Genomic DNA, 18,442 nt, shown 5'->3' on the forward strand with positions numbered 1-18,442 from the left:
GGGGGCGGGAGATCAGGCCGGCGTGTTCGTCGACGCCGGCGCCTCGGCCTCCTTCTTGTTCTTCTCGCGCGCGGCTGCGGCCTTCAGCCCCGTCGCGAAGTGGTAATCGAGCAGCGCCTCGAACGGCGCGGCCACCTCGACGCCATTCGCGGACCTCTCGGCCCGACGCCGCACCTGATGGGCCATCTCGCCGAGGCGATAGGCGATCTCGTGCGCCCGCACGAGCCGCGTCTCGTGGAGCAGCTCGAGGAGCTTCTCGACCGCCGGCAGCACCTCCTCGATCCGCTGGCAGTCCTGCCAGAGCGCGCCGAGCTCCGCGACCTCGACCTCGCTCAGGCCGGCCCGTTGCCGCGCTGCCGGGTCTGCCAGGAGCAGGGCCGCGATGGCCCCCGCGTGCCCATCACGGAGCTTGCTCAACCGGGCCACGTGGTCGGGCGTGATGTCGACGAGCTCGATATCGCTGAGGTCCATGGTGCGGTCGCCGGCCTTGGGATGCTTGGGGTCACTCATGAGGATGGTCTCCTCTTCCTTGCGGGAAGGGTGATGGTTGCTCGAATGTGGCCTCGACGCGGATTGCGTCGCGGTCGAGGGATAGAGTGGCAATAGGTATGCCAGGGTCGGGGGAGGGGTGAAACGGTGGCGGAGAGGGTCGTTTCTCACGCCGCGACGGGTGCGTCTTTCGTGGGGAGGATGGGGACCCTGACGGGCTCCGGTGGGCTCCGGGCGGGAGGGGGGACGAAGCTGTTTTCGTGAAGGATTTCGAGGGTCTGTTGGGGGAGGGGGACCCGAGGTTGGGGAGGGGTTTGCGTGTCTCCGAGGGGGGGCGTAGCCACCCGCGGGAGGGGCGGTATCGTCGGAAGGAGGGTGGCGGCGGGGCGCTGACGGGGACCGGACATGTCCGAGAAATTGTCCGGAATTGTCCGGAATTGTCCGGACATCTTGGGGGGGACGGGTGCGGCTCTCTCGGGGAGGGGAGGGACCCTCTTGGAGGAGGGTCGTGAGGGGGGTGGGGGAGTGTCGCCGGGAACTTCCCGCCCCGTCCGGCTACTCTACCCATCGGATGTCCCGCCGCGCCTTGGCCACCGTGATCCTCTCGGTCCTCGGCCACGGCCTTTTCCTCGGCTTCGGCGCCCCGCGCATGCGGGAGGCGCCCCGGACGATCGCCTCGCCCGCGACTTCGCCCATCACCTCCACCGCCGAGGCCCTCGCGCGGAACGAGCGCACGCGCGAGGCCCGCCGGGCGCTTGTCGAGGCCGCGCGCATCGACCGCAAAAAAGGCCGCCTCGCGCTCGGCCGGTTTCTCCTCGAAGCGAATCGTATCGACGCCGAGGAGGCCGGCGAGGAGCTCGACATGGCCGAGGCCCTCACCCGGTACGAAGATCGCCTCTCCCGGCTGCGCGAGGCCCTCCGCGAAGGCGATCCCGTCACGCTCGCCGTGCCGTGGGCCTACGAGGACATCAAATACTACGGGCAGCCCGGCGGCCGCATGGCCGATGCGCTGCTCGACGGCGGCGGGTCCTGCGAGCAGGTCGCGCAGCTCGTCGTCGCGTCCGTATTCGATGTCGGCAGGCCCGCGGAGGTCGCCTTGCGGTTTTATGGAAAGCCCATGGCCGACGGCGTCGCGCACCTCGCGCCCATTGCGATCCGTGGCAAAGAGGAGCACGACCTCATGGCCGGTACGCCCGCGGCCCCGGGCGGCAGCCGCGTCGCGCCCGACGAGCTCGTCGAGATCTACGCCCGCGTGCATGGTCTCGCCCCGCCGATCGCCGCCGCGCCCGGCGGGGGCGGGGGATCCGGCAAAGAGGCGGCCCCCCCGGCATCGGCCGAGCCCACGGACGCGGCCTCCTCACGCCCCTCTCTCGCCGCCGGGTTTCCGCCGAATGCCGACGCCTACCCCGGCACCCTCCCCCTTTATGCCGTGCGCGCCGTGAAACAACCGGGCGAGGCGGGAGATGTCCTCGAAGACCCGAGCTTCGCCGCCGAGGGCGCGCGCCATTGCGCTTATTTCCTCCGGATGGCCTCGCTCAGCCCGCCGACGATCGAGGTGGAGCAAAGCGTCGCGTTCGAACCGTTTCCCACGCCGCGTCCGCAGCGCCTCGAACGCGAGGCGTTCCTTTTGCGCGTGGCCCTGGACCTCGCGAAAAGCCCACAGGCCGACGCCGCCGATCGGCTCATGAGTTTTGCTTGCCTCACCGCGCTCGGCGAGGTCGCCGGCACCGATTTCACCCTCGCGGGCGAGCGGCGCCTCGCGCACGCGGCCGTGACCACGGGCAAACAGGCCCGGGAGGCGGGCGAGAAGGCGCTCGCCTCGATACGCTGGTCGAGCGAAGAGGGCGCGCAGATCGTCAAGCGCATCGAGACCGAATATGCGGGGCGGAGCTGGGTCCTCCTTTTTTTGAAGGGCGGAGGTGACGTCGTCCTCGACCTCACGTTGCGCTCGCCGCGGGAGAGCTGGGGGCGCGTGAATGCGCTCGGGGCGCTCGTGCTTTTCTCCGAGACACGCCTCCGCGCCATCGAGGCCACGGCGACGTTGTCCCCGCGCGACCAGATCGACGTGATGCACGAGGTTTTCCACGCGCACGACCACCTCCGGCCCTGGGCCACGAATTTCGACCTCGAAGCCCCGCCGAACGCCTCTCCCACGGTGCTGCGGTTCGTCCGCGCCTATCGTGTCTTCCGCGGCGTGGCCTTCCGGTTATGGGAAGGGCAACGCGAGGCGGGCGAGACGCTCGCCGCATTACGCGAGGAGTCGCGCGCGGCGGGCCTCGACCCGACGTGGGAGGCGGCGATGATCGATTACCACGCGCGCAACGTGCTCGGCCTCTATGCCCAGCGGCCTGCGGGCTTCGAGGTCGTGGCGGCGCTCGTCGAGGCGACGCGGGGCAACCTGGACCCGTCGCTGGATCCGCTCCGCAAGCAGCTCGCGTACATCACGGCCGAGGGCCGGCTCGACGCGCGCACGCTGGCGGATGCGTTTCGGATGCGGTGACTCAAAGCGAAATCCCCGCCGCCGCCAGCAACGCATCCCGCCCGAGCGCCCCCGCCTCGTCGATCGGATGGTTGTCCCTCTCCACCCCGAGCGCCCGGATCGCCGTCACATCCGCGCTCCCTTTCACCGTGTACCGCAACGTCGGCGTCCGCCGCGCCTCGTCGACCACGCCGGGCACCAGCGTGAAGGGGATCGCCACCGGCACGCGCACGATCGTCGATTGGCCCGCGGCGAGCCACTGGTTCGGGCTGTAATCGATCGGCGGCAGCGCGTACTTTTCCGCGAAGGTCACCGTCACCCGCACATTGCGGATTTCGATGTCGAACGAGTTCGGGTTGTCGACCGTCAGGTACACGTCGAGCCCGATCCCGCGCAGCGACGCGGAGCGCAGCTCGGCATGATGCAGCCGCAAGGTCGGTTTTTCCGCGGCGCACCCTGGGGCGACGAGGGCGAGGGCCGTGACGAGGAGCAGGTGCCTGGGGAGCTTCGTCATCGTTTGCCGGGACGAGGATAGATCAGGTTCACGGATCCAGGCGGAAAAAAGCTCCCTCGCTCATCGCGCGCGCCACATCGCCCCAGGTCGCGTAGGTCGAAAGGGGCGCGCCGTCCGGTGCCATCCGCAGCTTGCTCCAGCAGCAGCGACGCCGCAGCGTCACCTCGCCGAGCGTCGCTGTGGAGACACGACCCTCGGGGTGGGCGCCGAGGATCGCCACGCGCCCACGGTAATCGTTCTGCACCGCCGCAAGGATGGGCACGAGGGACGCCATGGGCGTATCCGCGGGGGACGCGATGACGACGATCGGATTCACCAGCTCCTTCTGCTGGACCAGATGATACAGCTTGCGCTTGTTCTCCAGGACAACCAGGAGATCCGCGACATCCGCCGTGTGCACGCCGTCGATTCGGATCCCCCCTTCGTCGATGGCCACCTCGAGCGCATCGTCGCTCCCGTCACACGGCCCCGCGGGGGGAAGCGAGGTGGCCGGAGGAAGGTTCCATGCGGAGCAATATCCCTCGTGACCTGCCGGAAGTGGCAGCGGATGGCGCGCATCGTGGGCCATTCCGCGCGCTCCCGTCCATCCTGCGAGCCCGAATGCGAAGACCGCGGCGCCGAGCGACAACATCCCTTCGGGGTCCCGCGCGTCCGGCTCCTTTCTGTTGCGCCGCGAAACGACGACGAGGAGCCCGCTGCCCAGCGTCGCCAGCGCGAGGATGACCACGCGGGCGGTCGATGACACGTCGCGTCCCTCCTGCTGCAAATCGAGGATGCATTTGTTCCGATCCTCGACCGAGCCGCAGAACAGCCCGAGCCGCACGTTCGTCGTGTCGAAGTGGTACGAAACGCCCACGCCCGTCGCGGCGCCGAGCGCGCAGGCGAGAGCCGCTGCGACGGTGAAGGGCCGCAGCGCGCCCGCGCGTCGCGTGAGAAGGGCGAACGACGCCCCCGAAAAAACCGCAATCGGCACGAGCCCGAGGCCGAGGACGAGCCACGCCGCGTGGATCTCCGTGAAAGCCTTTCCCCACGCCCACCCCATTTTTTCAGGTGAAAGCGTGGGATCGAGGATCGCGGCGTGCGCATTCGCGAGGACGCGCGACACGGCGAAGGCGCCGAGCGCGAACGTCCCGAAGGTGAGGGTCATGAGCACCCTCGTGGTCTTCGTGGCGCCGCTTCGCCGCGCGAAGAGCGCCGCCACGACGAGCGCGAGCGAGGTGACCAGGGAGACGCAGAACGCCACGACCGCGATCGGGCCGAAGGGCTTCGCGGCCAGCAGGTCCTGCAGATCCCACAGCGAGAGGGGCATCAACGCCACCCGAAGGACGCCCAAAGCGCCTCGTAATCGGCAGCGTCGAGCACGGCGAGGCACGCGAGGGCGACGCCCCAGAGGGCGAGGAGAGCGGGAGCGAGGTCACGTTTCATGGTGCGTCGGACCCGGGGCGCCGAGGTGGATTGGGCCGGTCCCCTTCGGGCAGGGTACCCGATGTCCGGGATCGTGTCCGGGCGCTTCGGCAGGGGTCTCTGTCAAACTGCGCAAAAAAGAGAACAGGAGACACCGATGCCTTCCCCCAGCCATTACCTCGTCATCGACCTCGAAGCGACGTGCTCCGAGGACGGATCGATCCCCCGCGAGGAGACCGAGATCATCGAGATCGGCGCCGTGCTCGTCGAGGCCGAGACCTTGAAGACCGTGCGCGAAATGCAGACGTTCGTGCGACCGATCCGCCACCCGCGTCTCACGCCGTTCTGCACGAAGCTCACGACCATCACGCAGGCCGACGTCGACGCCGCGCCCCGCTTCCCCGCGGCCATGGCGAAACTCCGCGAATTCCTCGGGCGCGACGCCGCGCTCTTTTGCTCGTGGGGCAACTACGATCGCAATCAGTTCGAGCGTGACGCGCGTCGCCACGGCATTCGCCTCCCGCTCGGCAAGGACCACTGGAACCTCAAGGCGGCCTTTGCGCGGAAGCACAACGAGGGCCGCGAGATCGGCGTCGGCCAGGCGCTCCGCAAGCTCGGCCTCTCGTTTCAGGGCACGCACCACCGCGGCATCGACGACGCGCGAAACATCGCGCGGATCCTGCCGTACGTGCTCGGCGGCGGGAGAGAACGCGCTTGACACACGCCGCGGCATGGCATTCTCTTCCGCGTTGCGCGCGGCATGAAACCCATCGACGTCGGCATCATCGGCTGCGGCACCGCGGGGAGCGCCGCGGCCCTTTTTCTCTCGCGGGCGGGGCATCGGGTCACGGTCTACGAGCGCGTGCCCGACCCGGGCCCCGTCGGCGCGGGCGTCATGCTCCAGCCCACGGGGCAAGCCGTCCTCGGCCTGCTCGGCCTGCGGGAAGCCGTGCTCGCCCGCTGCACGCCCATCACCCGAATGGTCTGCCGCACCGCCGGCGGAAGGCAGCTCTTCGACCTTCGTTATGGTGACATCCCCGGCGATCACGTCGGGTACGGCCTGCACCGCGGCGTCCTCTTCGAGCACCTCTTTCGCGCGGTGTGCGCGGCGAACGTGAACTTGCGCCTCGGCGTGACCGTCGAGAATCTGGAGAACGCCGGAAAAGGCCGCGGCTTGTATTTCCTCACGCCCGAGGGCGAGCGCCTCGGGCCGCACGCAGCGTGCGTCGTCGCCGACGGCGCGCGCTCGCAGCTCCGCGACGACACCACGATCGGCAAGCGCATTCGACCCTATCCGTGGGGCGCATTGTGGTTTGTCGGGGAGGACCCCGGCGGCACGTTCCGGGGCGAGCTCGCGCAGGTCGTGCGCGGGACTGAGCACATGGTGGGCCTCTTGCCGACGGGGTTCGGCCCGGGGGACGGGCCGGCCACGGACAAGATCAGCCTCTTTTATAGCCTCCCCGTCGCGGGCCTCGACGCCTGGCGTGAAGCCGGGCTCGACGCGTGGAAGAGCGAGGTGCGCGCGCTCGCGCCGTCCGCCGCGCCGGTGCTCGATCAGATCGACTCCGCCGACGAGGTCCTCTTCGCGCGGTATCACGACGTCTCGATGTATCCGTGGAACGACGACCGCGTCGTGTACCTCGGCGACGCGGCGCACGCGATGAGCCCGCAGCTCGGCCAGGGGGCGAACCTCGCGTTATGGGACGCGATGGTCCTCGCGGAGCAGCTCGCGGCGCACGAATCCTTGCCCATCGCGCTCGACGCGTATTCGCGCGCCCGCCGCTCCCAGCTCGATTATTACCAGTTCGTCACGCGCTGGCTCACCCCGTTTTTCCAGAGTGACCTCGCGCCGCTCGGCTGGTTGCGCGACCTCGGGTTTCCCCTCGCCACGGCCTTGCCCTTCCTGCGCCGCTTGATGGTGCGCAGCATGTGCGGGATCGCGCAGGGAATCGGGATCGACGCGCCGATCGTATTGCCGGCGCCCGATCCCGTCCCTCGGCTCGGCCCCGCCGCCTGACGATCATTTCGGCGCGTCGATGACCGCCACCGTCCACTGCGGGCTGACGTATTGCGCCGTGATGCTCTGGCCGGGGATCCAGAAGGCCGGCTGGCTCGGGTCGGCCGTCCCCGCCGCGAGTTTTTCCCGATCGAGCGCGGTGATCCAGAGCTGCTTGCATTGCCTCTGTCCCTGGACGAGCCCGCACGCGGGGGTGTTTTGCGGCGTCAGCTTGTGCCCGTACGGTCGCTCCGACGCGTAGGCGAGCCATACCCATTTCTTCCCGACCGACGGTGCCCATTGCGACCACGTGCTGCTCCAGACCTTCTCCGGGCCGTTCGGCGCGCCCCGGCCGAGCTCGAGCACGGTCCCATCGCTCCGCCGCACGACCGCGATGCGGCCCGAGAGGTTGATGAGCGATTGTTGCGTCTTGATCGACCACCACCCGTCGGCCCGCGTGAACGAGATCGCTGCGCCGTCCGGTGAGATGCTCGGCAGCACGTTGTTCTCGCCCGTATCCGGGTTCGTCCCCGGGGCCGGGGGCGCGGCCACGAGCACCTTGGGCGTGCCGAACTGGAACGAGCCGTCGGCCATGTATTTCACGGACATCTCGACGATCGAGCCGAGCACCGTGTCGTCGCCGAGGAGGCGCACGTAATTGGAGTTGTTGTCGTACGCGGTGAACACCACGAAATCACCACCCGGCGACCAGTCTGGCATCAAGGTCGCGTGGCCCACGGCCGTCGGGAGTTCGCCAATCGCCTCGGCGAGGTTGTTCGCGATCGGCTGGTTCGTATCGGGATCGACGAGCAGGAGCCGCACCGTGCCCGGCGTGTTTTGCGGGACGTTGTCCGGTGACGTATAGATCATCGCAGGCCGCGTATTGTCTTCGAGCGGATTGAACGCGGCGTACGTCCCGCGGACGGCGGGGCTCGGCGAGATGGTGGATGCGTAAAGTTTCTGTGTGTCGTCGTAGGCGAGCGCGCCGAAATTGAAATTGCCCCCGTCGAAGCTATACGCGAATCGCTTGCCGTCGCGTGAGATGCGGTGGCAACCGGAGCAGGGCTGCCCGGAGGAGAGCGCGGGGCTGTTCGTCGGTAGCGGGACGTCCGTGCCCTTGATGATGTCGAGCACGCGGAAGCTGCCCGTGGACGATTGCCACACGTAAATCGCGCTCTCGTCGATCCCGTCGGAGGCGACCGTGAGCGAACGCGGACTGCCCGCGCGGAGCATGGCATTCGGCCCGAGCCCGTCGACCGAGAGACTCACGGCCACGTCCGGGCTCGACTGCGCGACCTTCGTCCACACGTCGGCGGGGAACACGAGCTCCCGCCCGGTCGTGAACAGCGTGATGTCGAGGATGTCGGGGCTCGTGATGCGGACGCGATAGACGTTGCTATCGCCGCCCGGCGTCCATTGCGCCTCGATGGGCGGCAGGTTCGCGGGCAGCACCACGCCGTCCTCGGGGTATTCGAGGGCCGGGGCATTCGCGGGATCCGGATCGGCCGGCGCGGCGTCGAACGAGGCCTTCGTCGAGGCGTCCGTGCCCGGGAGGAAGACGTCGCCGCGGAGCGTCAGCGTGAGGGACGCCTCGGCCGTCACGCCGTCGTACGTCGCGAAGACCTTCGACTTGCCGCCGATCCCTTTCACCGAGACATTGCCGCCCACGACGTCGGCGAGCGCGGGGTTTCCCACGAACCATTCGACCTCGCTCGTGACATCGACCTCGGCCTCGCCTTCTCGTTTCGCATAGGCGCGATGCGGGATGGCGGGGGCCGTGCCCGAGAGGTCGAGCGTGAGGGTGGTCTCGGGCGGATCGATGCGGAGCGTGACGGCCGCGGGCGCGTCTGTCCCCGCGTCTTCGTTCGCGCCGCCGGGTCCGGTGCCGGTCCCCTGCGTATCGGAGCAAGCGGAGGCGGCCGCGCCGAGGACGGCGAGGCCGAGGGCGAAGAAAAAAACGTGTCGAGGGCGAGGTCGCATGCAACGAGGATACACGAGATCCAGGGCACGCAGGGGCTCGTTGCAAGGTTCTTGGCCCTTCCTCCGCGCCCGTGCCACTCACCTCGGACCCTGTCACAGCGGAAGGAAGAGCCTTGATTCGACCCATCGCCGTCCTCGTCGCAGGTATGCTCCTTTCGAGGCCGGGGATGCCGAAGGACGAGGCGAATCGTTATGCCCGCGTCCTCGCCGAGGTCGCGGCGGCGCGTGGCTTCGACCCGCTCATCGCCGTGGCCATCGTACATTTCGAGACGCAGTGGCGGCCCGCGCTCGTCTCGGCGGACGGGGAGGATTACGGCCTCGGGCAGGTGCGCGCCCGATTCGCGGGCGCCTGCCGCGAGGACGCCGATCCGGTGAACGCGCCGAGCGAGGCCTGTCAGCGCGTGAAAGACTCGCTGCTCGACGGCGCGACGAACCTCCGGCGGATGGGCGGGATCATCGCGGCCAACATGGAGTTCTGCAAGGCAAGGACCGGCAGCGCGAAGACCGAGCGCTGGCTCTCGGGCTACCAGGGGTATGGCGACCCCGCGCGCGGGCGCTTCTGCGAGCCGGGCGAAAAAACGCGGATCGTCATCGATTACTACAAGGAGCTCGTCGCGAAGCTCGCGCCGAAGCCGTTGCCCGCGCCGAAGCCGAAGGCCACGCGTCCTCCGCCGCCGGACCACGGCGCGGAGCCCACGCGCGCGGCGCGACCGTCGAGCCCGGAGCGCGGCGTGAAGACGGTCGCGGCGAAGAAGAACGAAAGCACGAAGAAAGCGCCACGCGCAAAGGCCGGCAAGCCGAACGCGACGCGGCCCTCGCAAAGGAAGACGCGATGACCGAGATCATCAAGCTGTCGGGACCGGGGAAAAACGCGCTTTCGAGCGTCATGATGCGCCACGTCCTCGAAGGCCTCGACAAGGCCGCAGGCGCGCCCGTCCTCCTCACGGGCGAGGGCGACGCGTTCTCCGCGGGGCTCGATTTGAAGGAGGTCCTCTCGCTCGACGCCGGCGGCATGATCGCCTTCTTGCGCCTGCTCGAGCAATGCATGACGACGCTTTATCTGTACCCGGGGCCGACGATTGCCGTCGTCAACGGTCACGCCATCGCGGGCGGCTCGGTGCTCGCGGCTTGTTGCGACGTGCGTATCGCGACGAGCAAGCCGACCGCGAAGATCGGCCTCAACGAGACCGCGCTCGGTCTTCGGTTTCCGCCGCGCATCCTGGCGATTTTGCGGCGTCGCCTCCCGCCCCAGCACATCGATGAAGTTCTCCTCGGCGCGGGCCTCTTCGATCCCGAGAAGGCCCGGCGCCTCGGCCTCGTCGACGAGGTGGCCGACGACCCGTACGAGGTCGGCCTCGCGCGCCAGGCAGAGCTCGCGAAGCATCCCGCGGAGGTGTATGCGCAGACCAAGCGAGACCTGCGCGGCACGGCGGACGACCTTCACCCCGAGGCTGATCACGCCCGTGCTGTCGACGACAGGCTCGCCTCCTGGACCTCCGACGTCGTGCGCATGAAGGTCCTGTCCGCGCTCAAGCGCTGAGCACGCATTTCAAGGAGAGAGCCCGCCTGCCGACGTCGCCTCGATCGAATCGGCGAGCGGGCATTTGTCCATCCCGATCTCCTTCGCTTTCGCGCGGATCATCTGCGCCTGCTCCTCCGGGCCCTTCACGCTGACGAGCGTACGAAACTCGATTCCGTCGGGGTTCTCGATGTGATCGGCGAGCCACGTCGTCCGCTGCTGCCCGATCGCGAGCGGATCCTCCTCCGCGGTGAGCCCGGCGCGTTGATCGACCTCGCACATGAGCTTCACGGCGTCGGCGAAGGTTTGTCCGGTTTGCGGGGCGGCCGGGGGCTCCGGGGCCTGGGAGGCGCAACCGACGGCGAGGACGATCGAGATCGAGAACGAGGCGAGGATCCGGGAACGTTTCATGCCGCATGGACACGGAAGCCCCGGCTGCTTTGGGTGTCCGCGAGGCTTCGTCAGAGCGCGGGCATCGCCGCCGCGGGGACGGACGCTTGCCGGACGGGCTTCTCCGCCTTCGCGCGCTTCACGCCGCGCAGCATCGACGTCTTTCCCACCGCGATGTCGACCATCTTCTTCACCCGCGAAAAGACGCTCTCCTGCACGTAGGGGATCCCGTACTTCTCGCAGAGCGCCTTCACCTTCGGCTGCACCTGCCGATATTTCAGCATCGGGATGTCGGGGAAGAGGTGGTGCTCGATCTGGTAATTGAGCCAGAGGTGCGCGTAATCGATGAGGTCGCCGCCCGTCTTGAAATTCGTCGAGCCGATCACCTGCCGCACGAAAAACTCTGCGCGCGAGGCCGGGCGGTCGTCGAAGCGATAAAGGTCGTCGCCCGTGTGGTTCGGGACGATGACACAGAACGTGTGCAGGTTCGTGATTGCCTCGGCCATCAGCGAGTTGCAGAACGCGCTGAAGACGCCCCAGGGGCCGAGCGGGAGATAACAGAGCGGGAAGAGCCCGAAATGGACCCCGGCATAGGGCAGGTAGCACTTGAGCAAGAGCTCCTGCGTCTCGCCCTCCTTCGAGGGGGCCACGCCGTCCCGCTCGGCGTGGCGCGCGCGATAGACTTCCAGCGTGCTCGGCGCATAATACGAAGCCCGCCAGGTGAGCGCGAGGGCGCCGAGGAGGCCATAACGGACCGGCATGGAATGTTCGCGCAGCCCCTCGGTGTTGCGCTCGACGAGGTCCCGATCGTCGAGCTCGCCGGTGTAGGAGTGGTGCAGAACGTTGTGCTCGTAAATCCACGCTTCCGGCAGAATCCAATCGCACCAGTCAAGAAATCGCCGGTTTCCGCGGGCGAAGACCTTGCTCGTGTACCGCGCAGGCACGCCCGGCACCTTGTCGTAACCACGATGACCGATGTGATGCATGAGGATCCACCGCGTCGATCGACCGATGCTGAGCAGCAATGCACTCGCGGGGTTCGGCGCGAGGCCCGCGGTGAGCAAGCCGAGCGCGGTGCAGGTGCGCCCCCAGCGCTCGAACTTGTAGAGGTGCCGCAGATCCTCCTCCCCGAGCGCGTCGTCGATTTCGCGCCGCAGGGCCTTGATGTCTGCGTGGAATGCTTCGAGGTCGATCGTGGAGAGGTCGAAAGGAAGGGGCTTTTGCATGGCGTCGGGCGGCTCGCTCTAGCACCCTTCCCATCGGACGGGAAGCGCCGTAAGCTCGCGCCGCGATGAAGCGGAGAGGCGTCCTGGAGGTCGGCGCGGCGCTCGCGGTGTCCCCACTTTCCTTTTCGGGCGAGGCGCGCGCGTGTGACGGGCACGGCAACTGGGAGACGCCGCCGCCCGGGAAGGCGCCCGAGAAAGCGGCGGTCTGCGAGCGGCTCGTCGCGAGGATTGGACGAAATCACGGGCACGCCTTCACGATCGTCGCCGCCGACGTGCTGGCGGGCGTGGACAAGACGTATGACCTCACAGGGACGTCCGGCCACCCGCACACGGTCACGGTCACGGCCGCCGAATTCAAGAAGCTCGGCGCGGGGCAAATCGTGCGCCTCGCGTCGAGCCGCGAGGGCGGGCACATCCACAGGCTCTTCCTCGAATGCGCCCCGGCCGTGGACCCGCCCGAGCGCGTGAATGCCTGCGAAATCGAGGTCGCCGGCAAGGACGAGCACGAGTTCGTTCTGCCGGACGCCCACGTCAAGGCGAAGGCAGAGCGGACCTACGACATCCAGGGCCTCGCAGGGCACGAGCATTCGGTGACGATCACCACCGCCGATTTCGAGGATCTGCTCCGGGGCAAGCAGGTGAAGATCCCGAGTTCCCGGGGCACCGACGGGCATAACCATCTCGTGTTCATCCGCTACCCCCGGAAGGGTTGAGATCGCGGAACGAACGGCGCGTCCGCGGGCGGGAATGCGGGCGTCGGGCGCGGGCCTACGGGATCTCCTTCGTGGACTCCGGCGGCGGCGTTCGATGCGTATGGCATCTGGCATTCGGGGCAAGGCGCCTTTATGTCTTCCTTCGATGCGATCAAGGTGGCTCTCGGTGAATGCATGGATTCGGGGACCCCGAGGTTCGCGTCCTGAGGGGGAGATATGAAGAGGAATCTGATCGTTCAGGCTATCGTGGGATTCGGGCTTCTTCTGGGAAGTGCCGTCTCGGCCCTGGCCGCGCCCGGGCCGTGAGCGCCCCGAGCGAATCGATAGCGGCCCAGCCGCTGGCGGAGGCCGCCACTGTGGTGGTTGCCGCTCGCTGTGGGCGTGAATTCACGTCTTGCAACACCAGTTGTACCCGTCGTTGTGTACAGGGGCCTCGGTATCGCGAGTGTACCACGAAGTGCGACAGTGACTGCCACGCGCGTCACTGCAGGTAGGGCAGGAATGTGAGGGGCGGGGGCGGGCGTACAGGCCCTCTGCCATGTCGCTCCGCTCCCGCCTCGCATGGACTGCACCCCTCGTGGCCGCGCTCGCCGGCGCGTGCACGAGCGCCCTGCACGCCGCTGCGCCGAAGCCCCCACGAAGCTCTGCTGCGGACGAGGCGCAAACGCCCGGGGCTGCGCTCATATCTCCCGCTTGGAACGACGCACTTCGGCCGACAAACGCGTGCGCGCGGCGCCACGCCCATTCCATTCCCCGCCCCGAATTACCGGCGCGTCAAAGCAGCACCATTGCCCTGGCCCGGCAGGCCGATCGGACGATCGCCTACGTCGCGGACGCCGATCGCCACGCCCTTCATACGGTCGATATCGACGGCCGGTCCCTCCTCGCGACCACGCCTCTCGCGGGCGCGCCCTCGCAGCTCGTCGTGCTCGCGGACGGCCGGGTGGCCGTCTCGCTCCGCGATTTTAATCGTGTTGCCCTCCTCGAACCCGCCCCCGCGCCCGAGGAGAAACTCGCGCCCCTCTGCGAAGCACGGACGCCGAGCGAGCCTACAGGCCTCTTCGTGACCCCGAACGAGGCGATGATTTTCGTGGCGAGCGGCTGGGGCCGCGCGCTCACCGTATTCGCGGTCGACACCCTCGACGTCCGTTACGCCGTGCCTTTGCCGCGCGAGCCCCGCGCCGTTTACGTCGAGCCCTCGGGCCGCCGCGCTTTCGTCTCCCACGCCATGGGCGACCAGATCTCGATCGTGGACCTCGAGGATCCGCTCCACGCCCTGAGGTCTGTCGATCTCCGTCGCCACAATGGGGAAACCTCCTCCCGCCGCACCGGCCAGGGATTCGTCCTGACGGCGCTCGTCGGGACGAACCCCGAGCGCGTCACGCGATTGCTCGCTCCGATGGTGAGCGTCGACCAGGACGCGGGCAGCATCTCCACCGAGACCTATGGCTCGCGATTCCTGGCCGCCGCGCCCCTCGTCGCCGTCGTCGATACCACGAGCGAATCCCTGCTGGGTCGCAACCTTTCGGTCCTCGGGGGCCTCGACGACGTCGGCGGCCCTGAAAAAGCCTGCACGTTGCCGCGCGCCGCCGCGCTCGTCGGTGATCGCCTCCTCCTCGGTTGCCTCGGTGTCGACGCTGTCCTCGAGCTCGACGCCCGCGCGCGCGACCCCATGCATTTCGAGCGTCGCCGATTCCGCGTTGCCGCCGGGCCCACGGGCGTCGCGGCCGAGCCTGGGCGCGAGCGCGCCGTCGTCTGGTCCCAGTTCGCCGCCGCCGTGAGCGTGCTCGACCTGCACGAAGGCGTCTCCACCATGCCGGCGGCCGAAATCTTCGTTTCGAAGGAGCTTCCTCCCGGCCTCAATGCCGTGGAAGCGCGCGGCCGGATCCTGTTTCACGCGACGAACGATCCGCGCATCTCGGGCGACGGCCGTGCCTGTGCGAGTTGCCATATCGACGGGCGTGAGGACGGCATCACCTGGCAAACCCCCGAGGGGCGGCACCAGACGATCATGCTCGCGGGACGCATGAACGAGGGCGCGCCGTTCGGGTGGCGAGGCGAGACGACCACGCTCCGGCACCACGTCGGCCGCACGATGAAGCGCCTCGCGGGGCGCGGCGTCTTCAGCGGTGCGGATTCTGCCGACCTCGACGCGCTCATCGCTTATTTGAAGGTCATGCCCGCGCCCGTGCGCGCCGAGCCCGACGAGGCCCGGCGCGCGCTCGTCGCACGCGGGCGCGCGCTCTTCGACGACCCGCAGCAGGGCTGCGCCACCTGCCACCCGGGCGGCGGCACGGACCGTTCTGCATACGACGTCGCGCGCTCGCCTTTCCGCATCCCGTTCGATACACCCTCCCTCCGGTTCGTCGGAGGAACGGCGCCTTATTTCCACGACGGTCGTTATGCGACGCTCGGCGACCTTCTGCGCGGCGTGGATGGCACCATGGGACATACCGGCGCGCTTTCGCATGACGAGCTCCGCGCGCTCGAAGCTTACCTGGAGGATCTGTGATGAAACGTTGCCTCGTTGCTTCGGCGCTCCTCCTCGGATTCTCGTTCGGCGTGGGCGCGAGCTCGGCGCGCGCGGACGAGCCCTATCGATTCCACGATCTGCGTCTCTCGGAGATCCCGAGCGTCGAGGCCGAGCCCGACGTCGCTTGGCTCACTGAACGTTTCAACGCCAACTTCGGACTCGGACCCAGGCCGCTCCCCGACAGCGAGCGCTCGCGCCCCGCAGCCGACTGGAGTGGTTTGCCCCGGCCTCGCCTGACCAACGACCATGGCCATGCCGCCGTCGTGCGGATCCGGAACCTCTATCACCCCGACAGCCACCAATCGAACCAGTGGCTCCGCTATCTCCAGTCGGACGACGCCTCCCCGATCGCCATGGCGTGTGGCCCCGACACCGGCGAGCCGCGGGGCGTCGATACGTATCTGCTCGAAGCGTCGCGCCCGGAGGGGCCGCGCTACACGGTCGTCGAGACCTGGCTTGATGGAAAGAGCTGCAAGGGCCTCGTGCTCCGGCGGTATCAGACAGCCGTAAAACCCCTCGCGGGCGGGCTCGCGTATGCCTACCGCACCCATTGCGCGACCTGCTCGCCGGCGCAGAGCGAGACCCTCCACGTCGTCATCCCCACGGCCATGAGCTCCCGCGCGACCGGTGGATTTCGATACTGGACGTATCTCATGGAGCATCTCGAACTGCCCCTCGGCCTCGGCACCTCCGGCAGCTTGCGAGCGCGTATCGAGGAAGCGAGCATCCGCTCGTGGAACCGGGTTGTCCCGCGACCGCTTCCGATCGCCGACGTCGAGCTCCGCATCGAGACGAGCTTCGCCGCGGGCGAGGACGAGCCCACGATCGTCCTGGCTACACGCGCCGTGAACATCCTGCCTTTGTAGGCTTCAATCGACGTGTGGGCCGTGATAGGGTCCGCGTCATGTCAAACGTCGTTCACTTCGAGACCAACCACGGATCCTTCGAGATCACCCTCGACCCCCAGGCGGCGCCGCAGACCGTCGCCAATTTCCTTCGTTATGTCGGCGAAGGCCACTACGACGGGACCATCTTCCACCGCGTCATTCCGGGCTTCATGGCGCAGGGCGGGGGATACGACGCGACGTACGAAAAGAAGCCCACGCTCGCGCCCGTCACGAACGAGGCCGACAACGGCCGGAAAAACACGCGCGGCACCGTCGCCATGGCGCGCACGAGCGAGCCGCACTCGGCGACGGCGCAGTTTTTCGTCAACGTCGCCGACAACGCGTTCCTTGACCACACGGCGAAGACCGGCTCCGGGTGGGGATATACCGTCTTCGGCGCGGTGACCGCCGGCATGGACGTCGTCGACCGCATCGTCGCGCAAAAGACGGGCGCGCAAGGCCCGTTCTCGAAAGACGCGCCGCTCGAACCCGTCGTCATCAACTCTGCCCGCACCCGCTGAGCCCCGTCCTCCCGCGCGGCGCTCCTGTAGTATATCTGCCCACACGCCTCTGACAATCCCAGCGTAAACCGAATCATCTCGATGTGTTACGAGATTGTCTGAACGTGTTCAGATTTTCTCTTGACCGGAACCGTGCCTGCACCCATCATCTGAACATGTTCAAACGTGGTCTCGCCGGCGGACTCCGGTGCGTCATCACGTAGGGAGGAACACCATGGAAAACACGATGATGGATGCGGCGTCGTATCTGGTCCCGGTGTATGCGACGTATGCGGTGACCAGCGTGGGGCTGACGGTGGGGCTGGCGCGGACCTTGTTTCGAAGCGGCGCGGTGTTTCTCGCGGACGTCTTCAAGGACAACCCCGGAATGGCCGAGGCCGTGAATCGGCTGCTCGTCGTCGGGTTTTACCTGCTCAATTTCGGGTATGCGTGCCTCATCATGAAGGCGGAGCGCGCGACGGACATCATCTCGGCCATCGAGATCCTCGCCGCCAAGCTCGGTCTCCTGCTCCTGTCGCTCGGCGTGATCCATTTCGGCAACGTGTACCTGTTCCACCGCATGCGCCGCCGCGCGCAGATGGCCGTGCTGCCGCCTCCGGTCGTCCCCCAGCTCAAGATGGTGCGCGCGGGCGCCGAGTAAATGCCTACCAAGAGAGGACGAGGGGGAGGTGTTCCCATGAAGCGGCTCACGGTCCTTTACGACGAATCCTGCGCGCTCTGCGTGCGTTGCCGCGATTGGCTCCTCACGCAGGAAGCATATGTGGAGCTCGAGCTCCTCGCCTGCGCCAGCGACGAGGCGAAACAGCGATATGCCGGGGTTCCGTGGCTCGGCGAGGAGCTCGTCGTGGTGAGCGACGAGGGCGACGTATGGGCGGGAGCGGCCGCGTTCCTGCTGTGTCTGTGGGCGCTCGTGGAATGGCGGCCCTGGTCGTACCGCCTTTCCGGCCCGACGTTCGCCCCGCTCGCGGAGCGGTTCTTCCACGCGTTGTCCAGCAAGCGACGCACGATCGCCGCGTGGATCACGCCGGACGATTGCCCCGGCGGGAGCTGCCGGGTACGGTACGCGGGAGGGCATTACCGATGACCACCCGCAAGCGCCGTCCGAGTGGCGAGGCGAACCGCGAGCACATTCTTTCGATCGCGCTCGGGCTCTTCCGCGAAAAAGGGTTCGACGGGACCACGATGCGCGACATCGCCGCCGCCGCCGGCCTCTCGCTCGGCGCTGCGTATTACTGGTTTCCCTCGAAGGAGGCCCTCGTCCTCGCGTATTACGCGCGCCAGCAGGACGCGCACGCGGAGGCGGCGCGGGGCGCCCTCGAAAGCATACCCGATCTGCGAGCGAGGCTCGGCGCCGTGATGCACGCGAAGATCGACATGCTGAAGGACGACCGCAAGCTCCTTCGGGCCATTCTGCGGAGCACGCTCGGCGCGGACGAGCCGACCTCGGTCTTCAGCGAGGAGACGTCCGATGTGCGTCGAAAGGCCATCGCCGCGTTTCACGTCGCGATCGGAGAGGACGAATCGATCCCCGAGGACGCGCGGCCGCTCTTCGCGCAGGCGCTCTGGACGCTGCACCTCGGCTTGCTCCTTTACTTCGTGAACGATACCTCCGAGGACCAGGGGAAGACCCGCGCGCTCGTGGACGGCTCGCTCGACCTCGTCTGCAAGCTCGCGCCGCTGATCGCGTCCCCGATGCTCGGGCCGATGCGCGCCGAGATCACGGCGCTGCTGGAGAATGCGGGGCTCTTCGCGGCAAAGAAATGACGGATTGACGCGCGCCGGGCACCTTGC

18 protein-coding genes are annotated in these 18,442 nt (G+C 68.1%); 12 read left to right on the plus strand and 6 right to left on the minus strand.

Annotated elements, in window-relative coordinates; translation table 11 throughout:
- Positions 1 to 12 precede the first annotated feature (12 nt).
- Positions 13 to 510: a hypothetical protein gene (locus POL67_RS03300; RefSeq protein ID WP_271915528.1), complete on the minus strand. Its 498-nt coding sequence runs from the start codon at positions 508 to 510 to the stop codon at positions 13 to 15.
- Between the two features lie 550 nt (positions 511 to 1,060).
- Between POL67_RS03300 and POL67_RS03305 the strand changes: the two genes are divergently transcribed.
- On the plus strand, positions 1,061 to 2,989 hold the full coding sequence (locus POL67_RS03305) for a hypothetical protein (protein ID WP_271915530.1): 1,929 nt from the start codon (positions 1,061 to 1,063) through the stop codon (positions 2,987 to 2,989).
- 1 nt (position 2,990) lies between these two features.
- On the opposite strand, the gene POL67_RS03310 is transcribed toward POL67_RS03305, so the two are convergent.
- Both POL67_RS03310 and POL67_RS03315 read right to left on the minus strand, forming a co-directional pair.
- Positions 2,991 to 3,482 (minus strand): LEA/WHy family protein, encoded by a 492-nt coding sequence (locus tag POL67_RS03310; protein WP_271915532.1) that lies wholly within the window; start codon positions 3,480 to 3,482, stop codon positions 2,991 to 2,993.
- A gap of 28 nt (positions 3,483 to 3,510) precedes the next feature.
- A complete protein-coding gene (locus tag POL67_RS03315; RefSeq protein ID WP_271915534.1) occupies positions 3,511 to 4,791 on the minus strand; it encodes a hypothetical protein in 1,281 nt (426 codons plus the stop codon).
- Positions 4,792 to 5,043: 252 nt separating this feature from the next.
- Between POL67_RS03315 and POL67_RS03320 the strand changes: the two genes are divergently transcribed.
- The gene (locus tag POL67_RS03320) at positions 5,044 to 5,604 is read left to right on the plus strand and encodes a 3'-5' exonuclease (protein WP_271915536.1); all 561 of its coding nucleotides are present in this window, start codon (positions 5,044 to 5,046) and stop codon (positions 5,602 to 5,604) included.
- Positions 5,605 to 5,646: 42 nt separating this feature from the next.
- Complete coding sequence (locus POL67_RS03325; RefSeq protein WP_271915538.1) at positions 5,647 to 6,903, plus strand: FAD-dependent oxidoreductase; 1,257 nt, start codon at positions 5,647 to 5,649, stop codon at positions 6,901 to 6,903.
- A gap of 3 nt (positions 6,904 to 6,906) precedes the next feature.
- Here the strand turns inward: POL67_RS03325 and POL67_RS03330 are convergent, their stop codons facing one another.
- Positions 6,907 to 8,862 carry a TolB-like translocation protein gene (locus tag POL67_RS03330; protein WP_271915540.1) on the minus strand — a complete coding sequence of 652 codons (1,956 nt, stop codon included), beginning with the start codon at positions 8,860 to 8,862 and terminating at the stop codon, positions 6,907 to 6,909.
- Between the two features lie 113 nt (positions 8,863 to 8,975).
- Between POL67_RS03330 and POL67_RS03335 the strand changes: the two genes are divergently transcribed.
- Both POL67_RS03335 and POL67_RS03340 read left to right on the plus strand, forming a co-directional pair.
- Complete coding sequence (locus POL67_RS03335; protein ID WP_271915542.1) at positions 8,976 to 9,698, plus strand: hypothetical protein; 723 nt, start codon at positions 8,976 to 8,978, stop codon at positions 9,696 to 9,698.
- The gene (locus tag POL67_RS03340) at positions 9,695 to 10,402 is read left to right on the plus strand and encodes an enoyl-CoA hydratase/isomerase family protein (RefSeq protein WP_271915544.1); all 708 of its coding nucleotides are present in this window, start codon (positions 9,695 to 9,697) and stop codon (positions 10,400 to 10,402) included. Before POL67_RS03335 ends, POL67_RS03340 begins: the two co-directional genes overlap by 4 nt.
- A 9-nt stretch (positions 10,403 to 10,411) precedes the next feature.
- Here the strand turns inward: POL67_RS03340 and POL67_RS03345 are convergent, their stop codons facing one another.
- Both POL67_RS03345 and POL67_RS03350 read right to left on the minus strand, forming a co-directional pair.
- Complete coding sequence (locus POL67_RS03345; protein WP_271915546.1) at positions 10,412 to 10,792, minus strand: hypothetical protein; 381 nt, start codon at positions 10,790 to 10,792, stop codon at positions 10,412 to 10,414.
- Positions 10,793 to 10,842: 50 nt separating this feature from the next.
- On the minus strand, positions 10,843 to 11,997 hold the full coding sequence (locus POL67_RS03350; protein ID WP_271915548.1) for a fatty acid desaturase family protein: 1,155 nt from the start codon (positions 11,995 to 11,997) through the stop codon (positions 10,843 to 10,845).
- 65 nt (positions 11,998 to 12,062) lie between these two features.
- On the opposite strand from POL67_RS03350, the gene POL67_RS03355 reads away from it, so the two are divergent.
- From POL67_RS03355 to POL67_RS03385, 7 genes are all read left to right on the plus strand, one after another.
- Positions 12,063 to 12,710, plus strand: a complete 648-nt coding sequence (locus POL67_RS03355) for a hypothetical protein (RefSeq protein ID WP_271915550.1) — start codon at positions 12,063 to 12,065, stop codon at positions 12,708 to 12,710.
- A 538-nt stretch (positions 12,711 to 13,248) separates the two neighbouring features.
- Positions 13,249 to 15,222 (plus strand): hypothetical protein, encoded by a 1,974-nt coding sequence (locus tag POL67_RS03360; protein ID WP_271915552.1) that lies wholly within the window; start codon positions 13,249 to 13,251, stop codon positions 15,220 to 15,222.
- Complete coding sequence (locus POL67_RS03365) at positions 15,222 to 16,109, plus strand: hypothetical protein (protein WP_271915554.1); 888 nt, start codon at positions 15,222 to 15,224, stop codon at positions 16,107 to 16,109. The genes POL67_RS03360 and POL67_RS03365 overlap by 1 nt, the downstream gene beginning before the upstream one ends.
- A gap of 38 nt (positions 16,110 to 16,147) precedes the next feature.
- A complete protein-coding gene (locus POL67_RS03370) occupies positions 16,148 to 16,651 on the plus strand; it encodes a peptidylprolyl isomerase (protein WP_271915556.1) in 504 nt (167 codons plus the stop codon).
- A gap of 214 nt (positions 16,652 to 16,865) precedes the next feature.
- On the plus strand, positions 16,866 to 17,291 hold the full coding sequence (locus POL67_RS03375; RefSeq protein WP_271915558.1) for a hypothetical protein: 426 nt from the start codon (positions 16,866 to 16,868) through the stop codon (positions 17,289 to 17,291).
- 36 nt (positions 17,292 to 17,327) lie between these two features.
- Positions 17,328 to 17,735: a thiol-disulfide oxidoreductase DCC family protein gene (locus tag POL67_RS03380; RefSeq protein WP_271915560.1), complete on the plus strand. Its 408-nt coding sequence runs from the start codon at positions 17,328 to 17,330 to the stop codon at positions 17,733 to 17,735.
- A complete protein-coding gene (locus POL67_RS03385; protein WP_271915562.1) occupies positions 17,732 to 18,415 on the plus strand; it encodes a TetR/AcrR family transcriptional regulator in 684 nt (227 codons plus the stop codon). The genes POL67_RS03380 and POL67_RS03385 overlap by 4 nt, the downstream gene beginning before the upstream one ends.
- Positions 18,416 to 18,442 lie beyond the last annotated feature (27 nt).

The organism is Polyangium mundeleinium (assembly GCF_028369105.1).
GTDB lineage: Bacteria > Myxococcota_A > Polyangia > Polyangiales > Polyangiaceae > Polyangium > Polyangium mundeleinium.